The organism is Acinetobacter sp. 1566109, from assembly GCF_000582255.1.
In the GTDB taxonomy this organism is placed as follows: domain Bacteria; phylum Pseudomonadota; class Gammaproteobacteria; order Pseudomonadales; family Moraxellaceae; genus Acinetobacter; species Acinetobacter nosocomialis.
Genome location: NZ_JEYB01000008.1, coordinates 73,200 through 87,438, shown reverse-complemented (window position 1 = coordinate 87,438; position 14,239 = coordinate 73,200). Strand labels below are relative to the sequence as shown.

General features: G+C 36.9%; 12 protein-coding genes. 4 read left to right on the top strand and 8 right to left on the bottom strand.

Annotated elements, in window-relative coordinates; all coding sequences use genetic code 11:
• Positions 1 to 10: 10 nt before the first annotated feature.
• Both J582_RS09760 and J582_RS09755 read left to right on the top strand, forming a co-directional pair.
• Positions 11 to 1,357, top strand: a complete 1,347-nt coding sequence (locus tag J582_RS09760; protein ID WP_032047812.1) for a PQQ-dependent sugar dehydrogenase — start codon at positions 11 to 13, stop codon at positions 1,355 to 1,357.
• 194 nt (positions 1,358 to 1,551) lie between these two features.
• The gene (locus tag J582_RS09755) at positions 1,552 to 2,703 is read left to right on the top strand and encodes a sterol desaturase family protein (protein ID WP_031983686.1); all 1,152 of its coding nucleotides are present in this window, start codon (positions 1,552 to 1,554) and stop codon (positions 2,701 to 2,703) included.
• Between the two features lie 40 nt (positions 2,704 to 2,743).
• Here the strand turns inward: J582_RS09755 and J582_RS09750 are convergent, their stop codons facing one another.
• On the bottom strand, positions 2,744 to 3,946 hold the full coding sequence (locus J582_RS09750) for an MFS transporter (protein ID WP_031983687.1): 1,203 nt from the start codon (positions 3,944 to 3,946) through the stop codon (positions 2,744 to 2,746).
• A 137-nt stretch (positions 3,947 to 4,083) separates the two neighbouring features.
• Between J582_RS09750 and J582_RS09745 the strand changes: the two genes are divergently transcribed.
• Positions 4,084 to 4,641 (top strand): TetR/AcrR family transcriptional regulator, encoded by a 558-nt coding sequence (locus J582_RS09745; protein ID WP_002049198.1) that lies wholly within the window; start codon positions 4,084 to 4,086, stop codon positions 4,639 to 4,641.
• A 480-nt stretch (positions 4,642 to 5,121) separates the two neighbouring features.
• Positions 5,122 to 6,420 carry a dicarboxylate/amino acid:cation symporter gene (locus tag J582_RS09740; RefSeq protein ID WP_032047811.1) on the top strand — a complete coding sequence of 433 codons (1,299 nt, stop codon included), beginning with the start codon at positions 5,122 to 5,124 and terminating at the stop codon, positions 6,418 to 6,420.
• A 242-nt stretch (positions 6,421 to 6,662) separates the two neighbouring features.
• Here J582_RS09740 and J582_RS09735 read toward each other — a convergent pair whose 3' ends face one another.
• The 7 genes from J582_RS09735 to purH form a co-directional block, all read right to left on the bottom strand.
• Entirely contained in the window at positions 6,663 to 6,866 is a 204-nt protein-coding gene (locus tag J582_RS09735; RefSeq protein ID WP_000758190.1) for a hypothetical protein, read from the bottom strand.
• A gap of 355 nt (positions 6,867 to 7,221) precedes the next feature.
• Positions 7,222 to 7,953 carry a hydroxyacylglutathione hydrolase gene (gene gloB, locus J582_RS09730; RefSeq protein WP_031983689.1) on the bottom strand — a complete coding sequence of 244 codons (732 nt, stop codon included), beginning with the start codon at positions 7,951 to 7,953 and terminating at the stop codon, positions 7,222 to 7,224.
• Positions 7,954 to 8,099: 146 nt separating this feature from the next.
• Positions 8,100 to 8,795, bottom strand: coding sequence for a methionine ABC transporter permease (locus J582_RS09725; RefSeq protein WP_022575478.1), 696 nt, complete (start codon positions 8,793 to 8,795; stop codon positions 8,100 to 8,102).
• The gene (locus tag J582_RS09720; RefSeq protein ID WP_004708029.1) at positions 8,792 to 9,817 is read right to left on the bottom strand and encodes a methionine ABC transporter ATP-binding protein; all 1,026 of its coding nucleotides are present in this window, start codon (positions 9,815 to 9,817) and stop codon (positions 8,792 to 8,794) included. The genes J582_RS09725 and J582_RS09720 overlap by 4 nt, the downstream gene beginning before the upstream one ends.
• A gap of 75 nt (positions 9,818 to 9,892) precedes the next feature.
• Complete coding sequence (locus J582_RS09715; RefSeq protein WP_004708030.1) at positions 9,893 to 10,765, bottom strand: MetQ/NlpA family ABC transporter substrate-binding protein; 873 nt, start codon at positions 10,763 to 10,765, stop codon at positions 9,893 to 9,895.
• Between the two features lie 473 nt (positions 10,766 to 11,238).
• Positions 11,239 to 12,525, bottom strand: a complete 1,287-nt coding sequence (gene purD / locus J582_RS09710; protein WP_031983310.1) for a phosphoribosylamine--glycine ligase — start codon at positions 12,523 to 12,525, stop codon at positions 11,239 to 11,241.
• 125 nt (positions 12,526 to 12,650) lie between these two features.
• Positions 12,651 to 14,225 (bottom strand): bifunctional phosphoribosylaminoimidazolecarboxamide formyltransferase/IMP cyclohydrolase, encoded by a 1,575-nt coding sequence (gene purH, locus J582_RS09705; RefSeq protein ID WP_031983312.1) that lies wholly within the window; start codon positions 14,223 to 14,225, stop codon positions 12,651 to 12,653.
• Between the last annotated feature and the right edge of the window lie 14 nt (positions 14,226 to 14,239).

Genomic DNA, 14,239 nt, shown 5'->3' with positions numbered 1-14,239 from the left:
GAGATAAAAGATGCTCACACGTTTTTTAATGCCGATTTTATGCACGACCGTTGTATTTCTAGTTACAGGGTGTGCTTCATCCTCTCAATATCCAATTACCGAGAGTTACGGTCCAGAACCAAAGTTACCTGAACCAAAAACAAGCTTAATTCCAACCGTAAATATAGCACCAGCGAAGGGCTGGCCTAGTGGTGTTGCACCAACTCCGGCAGAAGGCTTAAAGGTAAAAGCATTTGCTAAAGGACTTGAACATCCACGTTGGCTCTATGTATTACCGAATGGTGATGTACTGGTCGCTGAAACAGATGCTCCGCCTAAACCGGAAGACAGCAAAGGCATTAAAGGTAAAATTATGACTTTTGTGATGAGACGAGCAGGATCATCTCATCCGAGTGCTAACCGTATTACTTTACTTCGTGATACCAATGGAGATGGAATAGCTGACCAGAAAACCGTATTTCTTCAAAATCTAAACTCACCATTTGGTATGGCACTGGTGGGGAACTATTTGTATGTTGCCAATACAGATTCACTTATGCGTTTCCCTTACCAAGAAGGCGCAACCAAAATTACTGCCAGTGGTACTAAAGTACTAGATTTACCGGGTGGTCCTTTAAATCATCATTGGACCAAAAACGTCATTGCCAATCGTGAAGGGACAAAGCTCTACATTACCGTCGGCTCCAATAGTAATGTAGCCGAAAATGGTTTAGATCAAGAAAAAGGCCGTGCACAAATTATGGAGTTTGACATCGCAAGTGGGCAGTCACGTCCATTTGCAACTGGACTGCGTAATCCAAATGGTATGGCTTGGCAACCTCAAAGCGGTAAACTCTGGACGGTGGTTAATGAGCGCGATGAAATTGGTAGTGACCTAGTACCTGACTATATGACCTCAGTTCAAGATGGCGCTTTTTACGGCTGGCCTTATAGCTACTATGGTCAACATGTAGATGTACGTGTAAAACCACAAAATCCTGAAATGGTGGCTCGGGCAATTAAACCTGACTATGCATTAGGTAACCATACTGCTTCTTTAGGTCTCGCATTTTATGCAGCCGAATTGATGCCGCAATTTAGAGGGGGGGCGATCATCGGTCAGCATGGTTCATGGAACCGTAAGCCGCACAGTGGTTATAAAGTCATTTTTGTACCATTTAGAAGTGGTCAGCCCTCAGGTCCACCGCAAGATATTTTAACTGGATTCCTCAGTGATAAAGGGAAGGCTTATGGACGCCCAGTGGGGGTAGCAATTGATTTTTCAGGAGCTGTGTTAGTCGCAGATGATGTCGGTAATACAATTTGGCGTGTTTCACCTGTTGCTGAAACAACCTATGAGACTCCATATAAAAAATAAATAGCCTATTTTCACGTTCTGAAATAGATAAATATTTATAATAACTAACCAATTAATCCTATTTTTGGGTTGATTGGTTAGTTTTATTTATATATCTATTTTTTAGTCTGAGTTAAATAAGGTGCTTTTTACAATTAATAATTAAATTTTGTTAGCATGCGCGGCATAGAGAATAAGAACTGTTGATATGAATTATGACTGATCAATTAAGAGCAAGATTTGAAAATTTAGAGCTTAATGCGGGTTTAGGAAAAATTAGTGCCTTTATATCCATGGCATTAAGCTTACTTTGCTTATTTGGAGCTTTATGTTTTTTGTTTCCCAGTGTGCTGACAACCCCAGAGTTACGTCCACTTTATGCAAAGCACTATAATCTTTTTTATTATGGCCTCATTACAGGCATTATTATTAGCGGAGGTTTTGGAGCATTTAGTGCAATCATCCGACAAAATAGATATGGCTTTTATGGTTTATGCTTTGCACTCATCGCAGCAGTCTTAGGCTGTGGTGTTATTCATGCTCCAGTCATTCCAAGCGTACCATTTTATGCAGGCATTGATTATTTTGTACTTACCCTAGTCATCTTGGCTTTTATTTTTATACCCCTTGAAGGCTTTTTTGCTAAAAACCCTGAACAAAAGATCTTAAGAGTGGGCTGGGTGACCGATATGAAATATTTCATGGTCAGCCATATTGGTATTCAACTATTTAGCTTCTTAACGGTTATGCCAATTCAATATTGGATTACGCATTTACCTGATAACCCAATTGTGCCATATGTTCAAGCTCAGCCGATTTGGCTGCAATTCATTGAATTGCTCATTGTGGTTGATTTTACGGTGTATTGGTTACATCGAGCCATGCATGAAGTGAACTTTTTATGGCGTTTTCATGCGATTCATCATTCGACTGAATATATGGATTGGTTAGCATCTTCCCGTTTACACGTTGTCGAAGTTTTAATGACTCGCTTTATTGCCACTTTACCGATTTTTCTTTTAGGGTTTCATACTTCTGCTGTTTTTGCCTATTTAATTTTTATTTCATTTCACGCTATTTTTATTCATTCCAATGTACGTTTTCGATTTCCATATTTACGTTGGTTTATCGCAACACCAGAATTCCACCATTGGCATCATTCCTCTGAAAAACCTGCGATTGATAAAAATTACGCTGCTTTTATTCCACTTTATGATGTTATTTTTAAAACCGTATATATGCCAAATCACTTGGCGAGCGTGTATGGTACGGTAGGGTATAAAATTCCAAATAGTTTTATAAAACAGTTTACTTGGCCATTTAAAAAGTATGTAAAACGCTTTTTAAAACGCTGGCGTGACCAGTAAATATTAAAAAAAAGCCTCAGTTCGAGGCTTTTTTATATAGTTATTTATTTTTAAAATTTTTAATAATCATCAGAAGGGCAACCAGTGACAATAAGATAATAAAACCGATGTAACTATTTGCCGTACTCATCAGCCCAATTTTTCCTACAAAATACCCAGCTAAAATTGCAGGAATACTAAAAGCCAAATAACTTTCAACAAAAAAAGCAGCCATAAGACCCGCACGTTCTTCAGGAAGCGCCAATGGCATTACACTACGAATGGCCCCCATAAACGCTGTACCAAAACCAACTCCAGTAATAATAGAACCTAAAAATAGAATTACAGCATTAGTCAGATTAATAGCGACAAATAAAACAGCTGCGCCAATAGCAATTGAGAGCGTACCTGTTAATAAAATACGAAAATTTGTCGACTTTCTAAGCGTTAATATCCCTGCTGCACCTGAAAGGGCGAGCGCCATAAACATAATCCCGTTTAACCATGCCGATGACGTGTGGAAAATTTTTGCTAATAACGATGGCATGAGTGACAAGAAGAAACCACTGACCATCCATAGTGCAATATTAATTGGGCTAATAGTCAATAAAGCGCTTTTCGTTTGTGGAGGAATCGCCATCGCAGGTTTTAAAGAGGCAAGAGCGCCGGATCTTTTTTGCGCTGTTTCGGGAGTAAGAAAACTTAAAATGAGTTCCAAAATAAGAAGAAAGCATAAGAACTCAAAAACTACCCGTAAGGGTTGAGTAGAAAACTGTAAAATAGAACAGGTCAGAAAAATCCCAACAGCCATGCCTATCATGGGTGCGATACTATTAATCAGTGAACCATGTAACTTACTAAAATCTAAAATTGCTGCCCCTATAGCAGAAACTGCAAGACCAGTTGCTATACCTTGTAAGCCTCGTGCAATAAATAACATTGAAACATCTGATGCAAATAAGAAAAAACTCATCGAAATAATTTGCAGAGAAATAGCGGCAATGATAACTGGACGACGTCCAATATAATCAGACAGTGACCCAATAATGAGTAATGATCCCAGCAGTGTAAAAGCATAGGTTGCAAAAATTAAAGTCAGTGTGATCGGTGAAAATTGCCAGAGCTGTTGGTATAGGCGGTAGAGTGGGGTTGGTGCACTAGATGCAGCCATAAATGTCATGAGCGTAATTGTATTGAGTGTCAAAGCACTCGCGGCATCTAATTGAAAAACAGCTCTTGACCGTTTTGAACTTGAATTGTTCATAGAACATGAATAACATAAAAGCGAATATTTAGCTTTTATACATTATTTTTACACTAAAGCAAATCCTTAGCTTTAGTGTATTTTGTATATAGATATAAATATTTATAAATTTTTCGTGACCTTTACAGAGTTTATAAATGGCAAAAGTTGTTACTGGATTACGCCCTGGTGGCCGTAGCGAAAGAATACAAACCGCGGTACATAATGCTGTAAAAGAATTACAAAAAGATTTCGAGCAAAGCCAGATTACCATTCCAATGATCGCTTCACAGGCGGGAGTAACACCTTCAACTATTTATCGTCGATGGGGAGACATCAATCAGTTATTTTCAGATGTAGCTTTAAATGAACTTAAACCTGATATGGAACCCAAAGATTTAGGTTCGTTTAAACAAGATATCACAGCATGGGTTGAGCAATATTTTGAAGAATATGCTTCCGAGGTGGGACAAGATTTATTACGAGATGTTCTGTATACATCAAATTCGGATTCTAATGCACGTATGTGCGAAAGTTTAATTATTCAGCAACTCGACATTATTCAAAATCGTGCAAAATTACGAAATGAGTTCACTATACCGAACCAAGAAATTATCGAAACTGTAATTGCACCCATGTTATTTCGGATTCTATTTACTAATCAGGAATTAAATTTAGATTACGTACGTAGTCTTTTAAAACGTCTATTTATTTAAAATCATAGAAATATGTTCGTCTTTTTAGTTAAAAATGGCTCATTTAATTAGCCTAAGCATATAGGTTTTTGTTTTTATTAAATAATTATATATCAATATTTCTTATTATTTAAAAATTAAATTCTCATAATTTAGAATAAATATGAATTTATTTTAATCATTTATTTTTGAAATGATGGTTTTATTCATTATAAAATTAATACTGAAAGCATTTAAGGAAGTTTTAAAGAATATAAATCATATAATAAACATGGAGTTATCTTGAATTTTAATTATTTTTAAGAAATTTAATTTTTTAAAAAATCCGTAAAATAATTGTTTTGTATACAAAAATATACATGATTTTTGAATTTAACATTTTTTAAATTTATGACACAGGGTGTTTTTTATTCTTTACAATGGCTTCACTTCCTTTAAAGCAGCTTGTGGTGCACGCTTTATATTTTATTTTTTTATCCCCATCGAACAGGTATTTAGATAATGGATTTCAATACCCTTGACCAAGAAACGGTACAGAAAAAACAGAAGTTTCACCAAATTTTGTATGTACAGGTCATTTTTGCAATTATTTTAGGCGTTTTAATAGGTCATTTTTACCCTGAACTTGGACAAAGCTTAAAACCTCTTGGTGATGCATTTATCAAGATCGTTAAAATGATTATTGCTCCCGTAATCTTTTTGACCGTGGTTACTGGTATTGCCAGCATGACGAACATGAGTCGAGTTGGGCGTGTGACTGGTAAAGCTATGCTATATTTCATTACTTTCTCAAGTCTTGCACTTGTGGTTGGTATGATTGTGGCAAACATCATTCAACCTGGTAAAGGCCTAAATATTGATCCAGCGACCTTAGTCAGCGATAAAGTAAATACTTACGTTGAGAAGGCTCATGCTACCAATATTACTGACTTCTTCATGAATATTATCCCGCAAACACTGGTAAGTCCGCTTGCTGGTGGTGAAATCTTGCAGGTTCTATTTGTGGCAGTACTATTTGGTATTTCTTTAGCTGCTTTAGGCGATCGTGCACGTCCCATCACTGATTTCCTAAATAACTTAACGGCACCAGTTTTCTACTTGGTTGGCATGTTAATGAAACTTGCGCCAATTGGTGCTTTTGGAGCTATGGCATTTACTATTGGTGCTTATGGAATCGAATCAATTGGTAATTTATTACTATTGATTATGACTTTCTATATTACAGCTGTGCTGTTTGTATTAATTGTTCTAGGTGCTGTGGCACGCTATAACGGCTTTTCAATTATTGCTTTGATTCGTTATATCAAAGACGAGCTTTGGTTGGTTTTAGGTACAAGTTCATCTGAAGCTGCTTTACCTTCCCTCATGGATAAAATGCAAAAAGCAGGTTGTGAAAAATCTGTAGTGGGCTTAGTCATTCCTACAGGTTACTCATTTAACCTTGATGGTACTAATATTTATATGACCATGGCTGCTTTATTTATTGCACAAGCATGTAATGTAGACTTATCCATTAGTGAACAGCTTGCATTACTTTTAGTGGCAATGGTGAGTTCAAAAGGTGCAGCAGGGGTAACGGGCGCAGGCTTTATTACACTGGCCGCTACTTTGTCGGTTTTTCCATCTGTACCAGTGGCAGGTATGGCGCTAATTTTAGGTATTGACCGTTTTATGTCTGAGTGTCGTGCTTTAACTAATTTAATTGGTAATGCATGTGCAACAATTGTTGTTGCCCGTTGGGACAAAGCTCTGGACAAGGACGTTCTAGATAAAGCATTAGGAAAATCTAAAACGAATTAATTATTTAAAATTTTAATTCGAAATAAAAAACCTGTAGCAATTGGCAATTTGGGAGAGGCGCCATGCTACAGGTTTTATTTTATCTAGTCGAAAATTTAATTTAAAAAAACTATCTTCTATGTAAATGCTTAATTATGGGAGGTCAGTATAAAATTTCTCACAAACTCTCATATAGATCTACTTATGAAGTAGAACTTTTGAGGTGCCTATACTGAAAATAGTATATGCAAAACAGCTCAAGCTTACGCCTTTAAGTGATCCTCAAACTCTTCACCTAATTGCATCGCTAAAGCGTTACCAGCCAAATCACACGTGACTAAGCCATACTCTTTTTTAAAACTGAAGGTGAAACCTTTTCCATCGGCCAAGTTTTTAACCGAATACCCTAATTTTTCTAACCAAATACGGAACGCAATTAAATTTTTAGCTTTAACAACCTTTTTCACGTGAGAACTCCTTCTATCCGTGTCTTACACCTTATTTATTAATAGGGATTTACTAGGATTTTTTAAAGGGGGAAAACTTTGTTTTATTTTGCAACTTGTAAAAAAAGTAATAGAGATAAACCAATCTTCTTCATTTTATGAATTTATTCAGTTTTTGTGTAATCATTTTTATCACTAATAAAATTTAACTATTTAATTTTTATAATTATTTTAAAATACAAGAATTAGAGTAAATTTTAATCAAAACAAATTAATTTAAAATCAATAAATGTAAAAAATAATTTCACGAAACATGCCTTATTCAAAAAGATACAGTTCTTAAAATTAAACTGTATCTTTATATAAAGCCAAAAAATTAGAAATTATCTTTTAAACTACGTAATTGAGCGAACTCATCTACACTTTCAGCACGTAAAAATGGATTGGTTGCCAACTCAAGTTCAATACTACTTGGTAGGGTAATTTTACCTTCCGTGCGAAGCTTACGAACTTGTTCTGCACGTTCTTGTAAGGCATGATTTTCAGGTTCTACGCTTAAAGCAAACTCAGCATTAGAAAGCGTATATTCATGTGTGCAATAGACTTCAGTTGTGGTTGGAAGGGCAGCAAGTCGATTTAAAGAGTGATACATCTGTTCTGCCGTACCTTCAAATAGTCGGCCACATCCCATTGCAAACAAAGTATCTCCACAAAAGAGCGTATTCAACTCTTCAATAAAATAAACAATGTGTCCTAAGGTATGACCAGGTGTCGCAATAATCTCTGCTTTTAAATCATTAAACTTTAGATGGTCATCATGTTGAAGAGGATGGGTAATACCAGGAATTTTACTTAATTCATCTCTTGGACCATATACAGCTAGAGTGGAATTTGCCATTAAATCTGCAACGCCACCAATATGATCTTTATGCCAATGTGTAAGCCAAATTTGCTTTAAAGTTAAATGATGCTCATCACAAAATTGAGTGACTAACTCAGCTTCTGTTGGATCAACTGCAACAGCTTCATGAGTTTCAGTATCTTCTAAAATCCAGATATAGTTTTGTAGGGCATTTTGCACATCAATAAAATGAATTCTATAACGCATTGTTTTATCCTGAAACCAAATCCAAAGAGTAACCACTAATTTTGATGATAACAGAAAATGGCATTAAGCCATGTACTCAACTTTTTAATAACAGGAGACTATAAAAACAAAAAGCCCCCGATTAGGGAGCTTTCTATATAAATGAGTTAGCGTATCTTAGAGAGCCAGTTGCCTAAAGTCTGTACAATCTGTACCAAAAGCAAGAGGATAATCACTGTTAAAATCACAACGCTTGTATCAAAACGTTGGTAACCATAAGAAATGGCTAAGTCACCAATACCACCAGCACCAACTGCGCCAGCCATAGCGGTCGCACCAATAAGGCTAATCGTAGCAGTCGTCAAGTTCAAAATAAGAGAACTGCGAGCTTCAGGTAAAATAAAGCGTGAAATAATCTGCCAAGGTGTTGCACCCATTGCTTGAGCAGATTCGATAATTCCTTCATTTACTTCAAGTAGGGAAGTTTCAATAAGTCGGCCCATATATGGTCCAACATAAATTGTTAAAGGAACGATTGCCGCCCATGTACCAATCGAAGTACCTACCAAGAACTTTGTAAGTGGAATAACTGCAATAAGCAAAATAATAAATGGCAGAGAACGCAGAGCATTTACAATTGGGTTAAGTAAATGATAAATGAATCTGTTTGGTAAGATCCCTTCTGGGCGAGTTACAAGCAGAATAATGCCTTGGATGAAGCCCCAAATACCACCAAATATAAGCGCAAAGAACACCATATTAAAGGTTTCTTGTAAGGCAGTTACAAACTGGTCCATAGAAAGGGAACTGTGCCAGAAAGGCTGAGTAAGTTCAGTTAACCATTGTACGATTAAATCTCTCATACTTGATCTCCTGATTGAACTACGCTCACTTCATTTTTCTCTAAAAACTCAATCGCTTGACTGATCAACTGCGGGTCACCTAAAAGCTGTACAAACATTTGACCAATCACTGTGCCATTAATTTCAGTCATATTGGCAAATAAGATATTTAAACTAATATCATATTGTTTAATAAGTGACTGAATCACAGGTTCTTGAGCCGAACGTCCTAAGAATTGTAGGCAATAAATGCTGTGGTGATGTTGATTTTCTAATTGATTTAGAATGTTAACTGGCAACTGTTGATGTAAAACAGTTTGTATAAAGTTTTTAGTTGTTGGATGCTGAGGATTACTAAAAATATCAATAGTTGAGCCTTGCTCAATCACTTTACCAGCTTCCATAACTGCAACATGGTCACAAATAGATTCAATGACATCCATTTCATGAGTAACCATAACGATAGTAATTTTCTGTTCTTGATTGATTTTCTTTAAAAGCTCTAGAACTGATTGAGTAGTTTGCGGATCTAGTGCAGATGTGGCTTCATCGCATAATAAAATTTTAGGATGATTTGCCAAAGCACGAGCAATACCAACACGTTGCTTTTGACCGCCAGAGAGTTCATCTGGATAGGCATCTTTTTTATGCTTAAGATCAATAAACTCTAATAATTCATTTAAACGCTTTTCACGTTCTGCTTTTTTATAATTTAGCAGACGCATTGGCATTTCGATATTTTCAGCAACTGTTTTGGTTTGAAGCAAATTGAAATGCTGAAAAATCATACCAATATTTGCACGCTCCTGACGTAATGAACGTGCATCTAAAGCAGTGAAGTCCTTTTGATTAATAATAATCTGACCTTCATTTGGTCGTTCGAGTAAATTAATCAGGCGAATTAAAGTACTTTTACCTGCACCACTATAGCCAATAATGCCGAAAATACTGCCCTCGGGAATCTCTAAATTGATTTGATCGAGTGCGCGTATGGTTTGGCTTTTGAGCTGATAGTGCTTTGAAATGTTTTTAAATTGAATCATATCGTCAGAAACTATGCTTGAAAGAAAAAACAGGCAAAGATAATTTGCCTGTTTCACGTTTGGGCTATTATATTACTATTTAGCTTCTGAGAGATAGCTGATTGGTTTGTCTACGTCAACTTTTGTTCCACCAAAGTGTTCTTCAATGTATTTTTTAACAGCTGCAGTGTGGTAAAGCTTACCAACTTTTTGCAAGACAGGATCATTTTTACGTGATTCAGCAGTTGCTAGAACGTTTACACTAATTTTTGAGATTTGATCAATAGGTTCATAGAACATAGAATCTTTGAGTACGTTTAAACCTCCCTCGAGTGCTATGGTATTATTTAATACAACTGCATCAAATTCATTTTTAAGACGTAATGCAGTTTCCATTTTGATTGGTTTGATGTTGATCTTTTTGGGATTTTCGATAACATCAATTGGACTGCCCTGAACAGGATTATAGTCAGCTTTAAGCTTGATTAAGCCAGCAGTTTGTAACAAGAGTAGCGCACGAGATTCGCTGGCAGCATCATCCGGGATTGAAATAATTGCACCTTCAGGAAGTTCTTCAATTTTTTTGTATTTACTTGAATAAATCCCCATTGGCTCAATATAAGTGGTAGAAACCGCTGCAATCTTATCCGGGTTTGAATTATTAAATACAGTAAGATAAGAATAAGCTTGGAATGCGTTCAAATCTACTTCTTTATTTGCAACTGCTGTATTCATTGAAACGGAGTCTGAGAAGTTTTTTACTTCTAACTTCAGTCCAGCAGCTTGGGTTTCAGGTAAAGATGCGATATAACGCCAAATGTCAGCATCCGAACCTGTAGAGGCAATTACTACCTTTTGTACTTTGGAACTATCATTGTTTTGTTCGGCTTGTTGAGCATTTTCTTGTTTGCTACATGCTGTCAATAATACTACTGACATGCTTAAAAAAAGGCTGATCAGCTTTTTCATTTAAAAAAGTCCTGATTAAGATATAGAACAATAACGATTGATCTATATCAATATGAAAAGAGAGGAGTTGGAATTACAACTAGTCTAAACTCTGTGATCTTTTTCTGGGGTTCCATAATTTGCTTGCATATTTTGGCTATAACAGAGGGTAATTGTTTAATAAACAAAAACTGTTTCCCCAAACAGTTCATCCCCAACAGTAGCCAAACGAGCATTCATAAATTTAGAATATTAAAAAACTCTCTACAGGCATAATTTGTAGAGCAAGTCTTTATGGAAATTATTAAAACAGCAGTGTCTGATGACAGTTACAACTATGTACTAATGATAGCAATAAAAATGTAGTTGATATAGAGGGCTTTTTTCTATTTGTTGATATCTTAATAAATCTTCTAAAAAATTTATATCATTTTCTTCTATTGGTGCACAAAATAAAAAAAGCTTCCTAAATAGGAAGCTTTTTTTGCTAAATTTTATTCAGCTTTTTCACGTGCAATCGCGCGGTAACCGATGTCACTACGGTATTGCATACCTGTGAAAGTTACTTGGCCGCATACTTCTAAAGCATTAATTTGTGCTTCAAGAACGCTGTCACCTAAAGCAGTTACGCAAAGTACACGTCCACCAGAAGTCACAATGTGACCATCTTCACGAGTTGCAGTACCTGCGTGGAAGATTTTAGTATCTTCAGGTGATTGGCCGATACCAGAAATCACATCACCTTTACGTACGCTATCTGGGTATCCTTCTGCTGCAAGTACAATACCGATTGACTTACGCTCATCCCACTCAGCTTCTTTTGGTAAATTACCTGCAATACCTGCTTCAACCAAATCAACAAGAGATGACTTTAAGCGCATCATGATTGGTTGAGTTTCAGGGTCACCAAAACGGCAGTTAAATTCAATTACGCGTGGTTGACCTTGTTCATCAATCATTAAACCCGCATATAAGAATCCAGTGTAAACATGTCCGTCAGCAGCCATACCATCAACAGTTGGACGCATAATTTCAGTCATTACACGTTCAAAAACATCTGGAGTTACAACTGGAGCAGGAGAGTAAGCACCCATACCGCCAGTGTTTGGACCTTGATCACCTTCAAAAATACGTTTGTGATCTTGTGAAGTTGCCATTGGTAAAATATTTGTACCATCAATCATACAAATGAAAGAAGCTTCTTCACCAGCAAGGAACTGTTCAATTACAACGCGTGAACCAGCATCACCAAATTTGTTACCTGCAAGCATGTCATCAATCGCTGCAAAAGCTTCTTCGTTGGTCATTGCAACGATTACACCTTTACCAGCAGCAAGGCCGTCAGCTTTAATAACGATTGGTGCACCATTTTTTTCAACGTAAGCTTTCGCTGCATCAACTTCAGTAAATACTTCGTAAAAAGCAGTTGGAATGTTATGGCGTTTTAAAAAATGTTTAGCAAACGCTTTTGAGCCTTCAAGCTGCGCTGCATATTGAGTAGGACCCCAAATTTTTAAACCAGCTTCACGTGCAGCATCTACTACACCATTTACTAATGGTGCTTCTGGACCAACAACAATCAGCTCAACATTATTTTCTTTAGCAAAAGCAATAATTGCAGGGTTGTCCAAAATATCAAGTTGGACGTTAACGCATTTTGCTTCTGTTGCAGTACCAGCATTACCAGGTGCAACAAAAACTTGAGTAACTTTGGTATCTTGCGCGATTTTCCATGCTAAAGCATGCTCACGACCACCACTACCTAAAACTAAAATATTCATTTTTAATTTGTTCCTTAACTTTAATCCTTTTTCATCCCCCTCTATTTCTCGAAGTGGAGAGATAGTTCCATTATTGTGGAAAACCCTCCTGAATAAAAGGAGGGTTAGGGAGGACTAAATTTAAATTAGTGGCGGAAATGGCGCATACCAGTGAAGACCATTGCAATACCAGCTTCATCAGCTGCCGCAATAACTTCTTCATCACGCATAGAACCACCCGGTTGAATGATACATTTAATGCCAGCTTTAGCTGCATTATCAATACCGTCACGGAATGGGAAGAATGCATCAGATGCCATAACAGCGCCTTCAACAACCAAACCAGCATGCTCTGCTTTAATTGCAGCAATACGTGCTGAGTTAACACGGCTCATTTGACCCGCGCCTACACCAATAGTTTGACGGTTTTTTGCATAAACAATAGCGTTTGATTTTACATATTTCGCAACTTTCCACGCGAAAATAAGGTCATCAATTTCTTGTTCAGTAGGAGCACGTTTAGTAACTACTTTAAGATCATCTTTAGTGATCATGCCCAAGTCCTGGTCTTGAACAAGTAAGCCGCCGTTGACGCGTTTATAGTCAAGTTGCGGAGCACGTGCATCAATTGCAGGTAATTCGCCACATACTAAAACACGAACATTTTTCTTCGCACCAGTTACCTCAAGTACGCCATCAGCAATGCTTGGAGCAATAATAACTTCAACGAATTGACGGTCAACAATTGCTTGAGCAGTTGCAACATCTAACTCACGGTTAAATGCAATAATGCCACCGAAAGCAGATTCTGGATCTGTTGCATAAGCTAAATCATAAGCAGCTTTAATGCCGTCTAAAGAAACCGCAACACCACAAGGGTTAGCATGTTTTACGATGACACAAGCTGGTTTAGCAAATGATTTAACACATTCAAGTGCAGCATCTGTGTCAGCAATATTGTTATAAGACAATTCTTTGCCTTGTAATTGTTTTGCTGTAGAAACAGAAGCTTCTTTGGCGTTTGCTTCAACATAGAAAGCAGCAGATTGATGTGGGTTTTCACCGTAACGTAAATCTTGTGCTTTATTTAATTGAGTGTTGAACGTACGAGGGAATAAATCAGCTTCACCTTCGGTCTTACCAACGCGAGCGCCTAAGTAAGAAGCGATCATACCGTCGTATTGAGCTGTATGTTCAAATGCTTTAACCGCTAAATCGAAGCGTGTTTCATAAGAAAGTGAACCTGTAGCTTTTAATTCGCTAATCACTGTATCGTAATCTGAAGCATTTACAACAATACCTACAGAGGCATGGTTCTTAGCAGCAGCACGTACCATTGTCGGACCACCGATGTCGATATTTTCGATAGCATCAGCAAGAGAGCAGTTAGGTTTAGCAACTGTAGCTGCAAATGGATAAAGGTTGACAACAACTAGATCGATTGGATCAATGTTGTGTTCTTGCATAACTGCTTCGTCTAGACCACGACGAGCTAAAATGCCGCCATGAATTTTTGGATGTAGTGTTTTTACACGGCCATCCATCATTTCTGGGAAACCAGTATGTTCAGATACTTCAACAACAGCAATGTTATTATCTTTAAGCAACTTGTATGTGCCGCCTGTAGATAATAATTCTACCCCTAAAGCTGTAAGGTTTTGAGCAAATTCGACAATTCCTGTTTTGTCTGATACAGAAATCAAAGCACGTTTAATAGTCATGATGTTCAAGTCAA

Excerpts from the sequence above, each read along its gene's own strand:
- J582_RS09760 (WP_032047812.1), top strand. The coding sequence starts at position 11 with ATGCTCACACGTTTTTTAATGCCGATTTTATGCACGACCGTTGTATTT.
- J582_RS09715 (WP_004708030.1), bottom strand. The coding sequence starts at position 10,765 with ATGAAAAAGCTGATCAGCCTTTTTTTAAGCATGTCAGTAGTATTATTG.
- J582_RS09720 (WP_004708029.1), bottom strand. The coding sequence starts at position 9,817 with ATGATTCAATTTAAAAACATTTCAAAGCACTATCAGCTCAAAAGCCAA.
- J582_RS09740 (WP_032047811.1), top strand. The coding sequence starts at position 5,122 with ATGGATTTCAATACCCTTGACCAAGAAACGGTACAGAAAAAACAGAAG.
- J582_RS09745 (WP_002049198.1), top strand. The coding sequence starts at position 4,084 with ATGGCAAAAGTTGTTACTGGATTACGCCCTGGTGGCCGTAGCGAAAGA.
- gloB (WP_031983689.1), bottom strand. The coding sequence starts at position 7,953 with ATGCGTTATAGAATTCATTTTATTGATGTGCAAAATGCCCTACAAAAC.
- J582_RS09725 (WP_022575478.1), bottom strand. The coding sequence starts at position 8,795 with ATGAGAGATTTAATCGTACAATGGTTAACTGAACTTACTCAGCCTTTC.
- purH (WP_031983312.1), bottom strand. The coding sequence starts at position 14,225 with ATGACTATTAAACGTGCTTTGATTTCTGTATCAGACAAAACAGGAATT.
- purD (WP_031983310.1), bottom strand. The coding sequence starts at position 12,525 with ATGAATATTTTAGTTTTAGGTAGTGGTGGTCGTGAGCATGCTTTAGCA.
- J582_RS09755 (WP_031983686.1), top strand. The coding sequence starts at position 1,552 with ATGACTGATCAATTAAGAGCAAGATTTGAAAATTTAGAGCTTAATGCG.
- J582_RS09750 (WP_031983687.1), bottom strand. The coding sequence starts at position 3,946 with ATGAACAATTCAAGTTCAAAACGGTCAAGAGCTGTTTTTCAATTAGAT.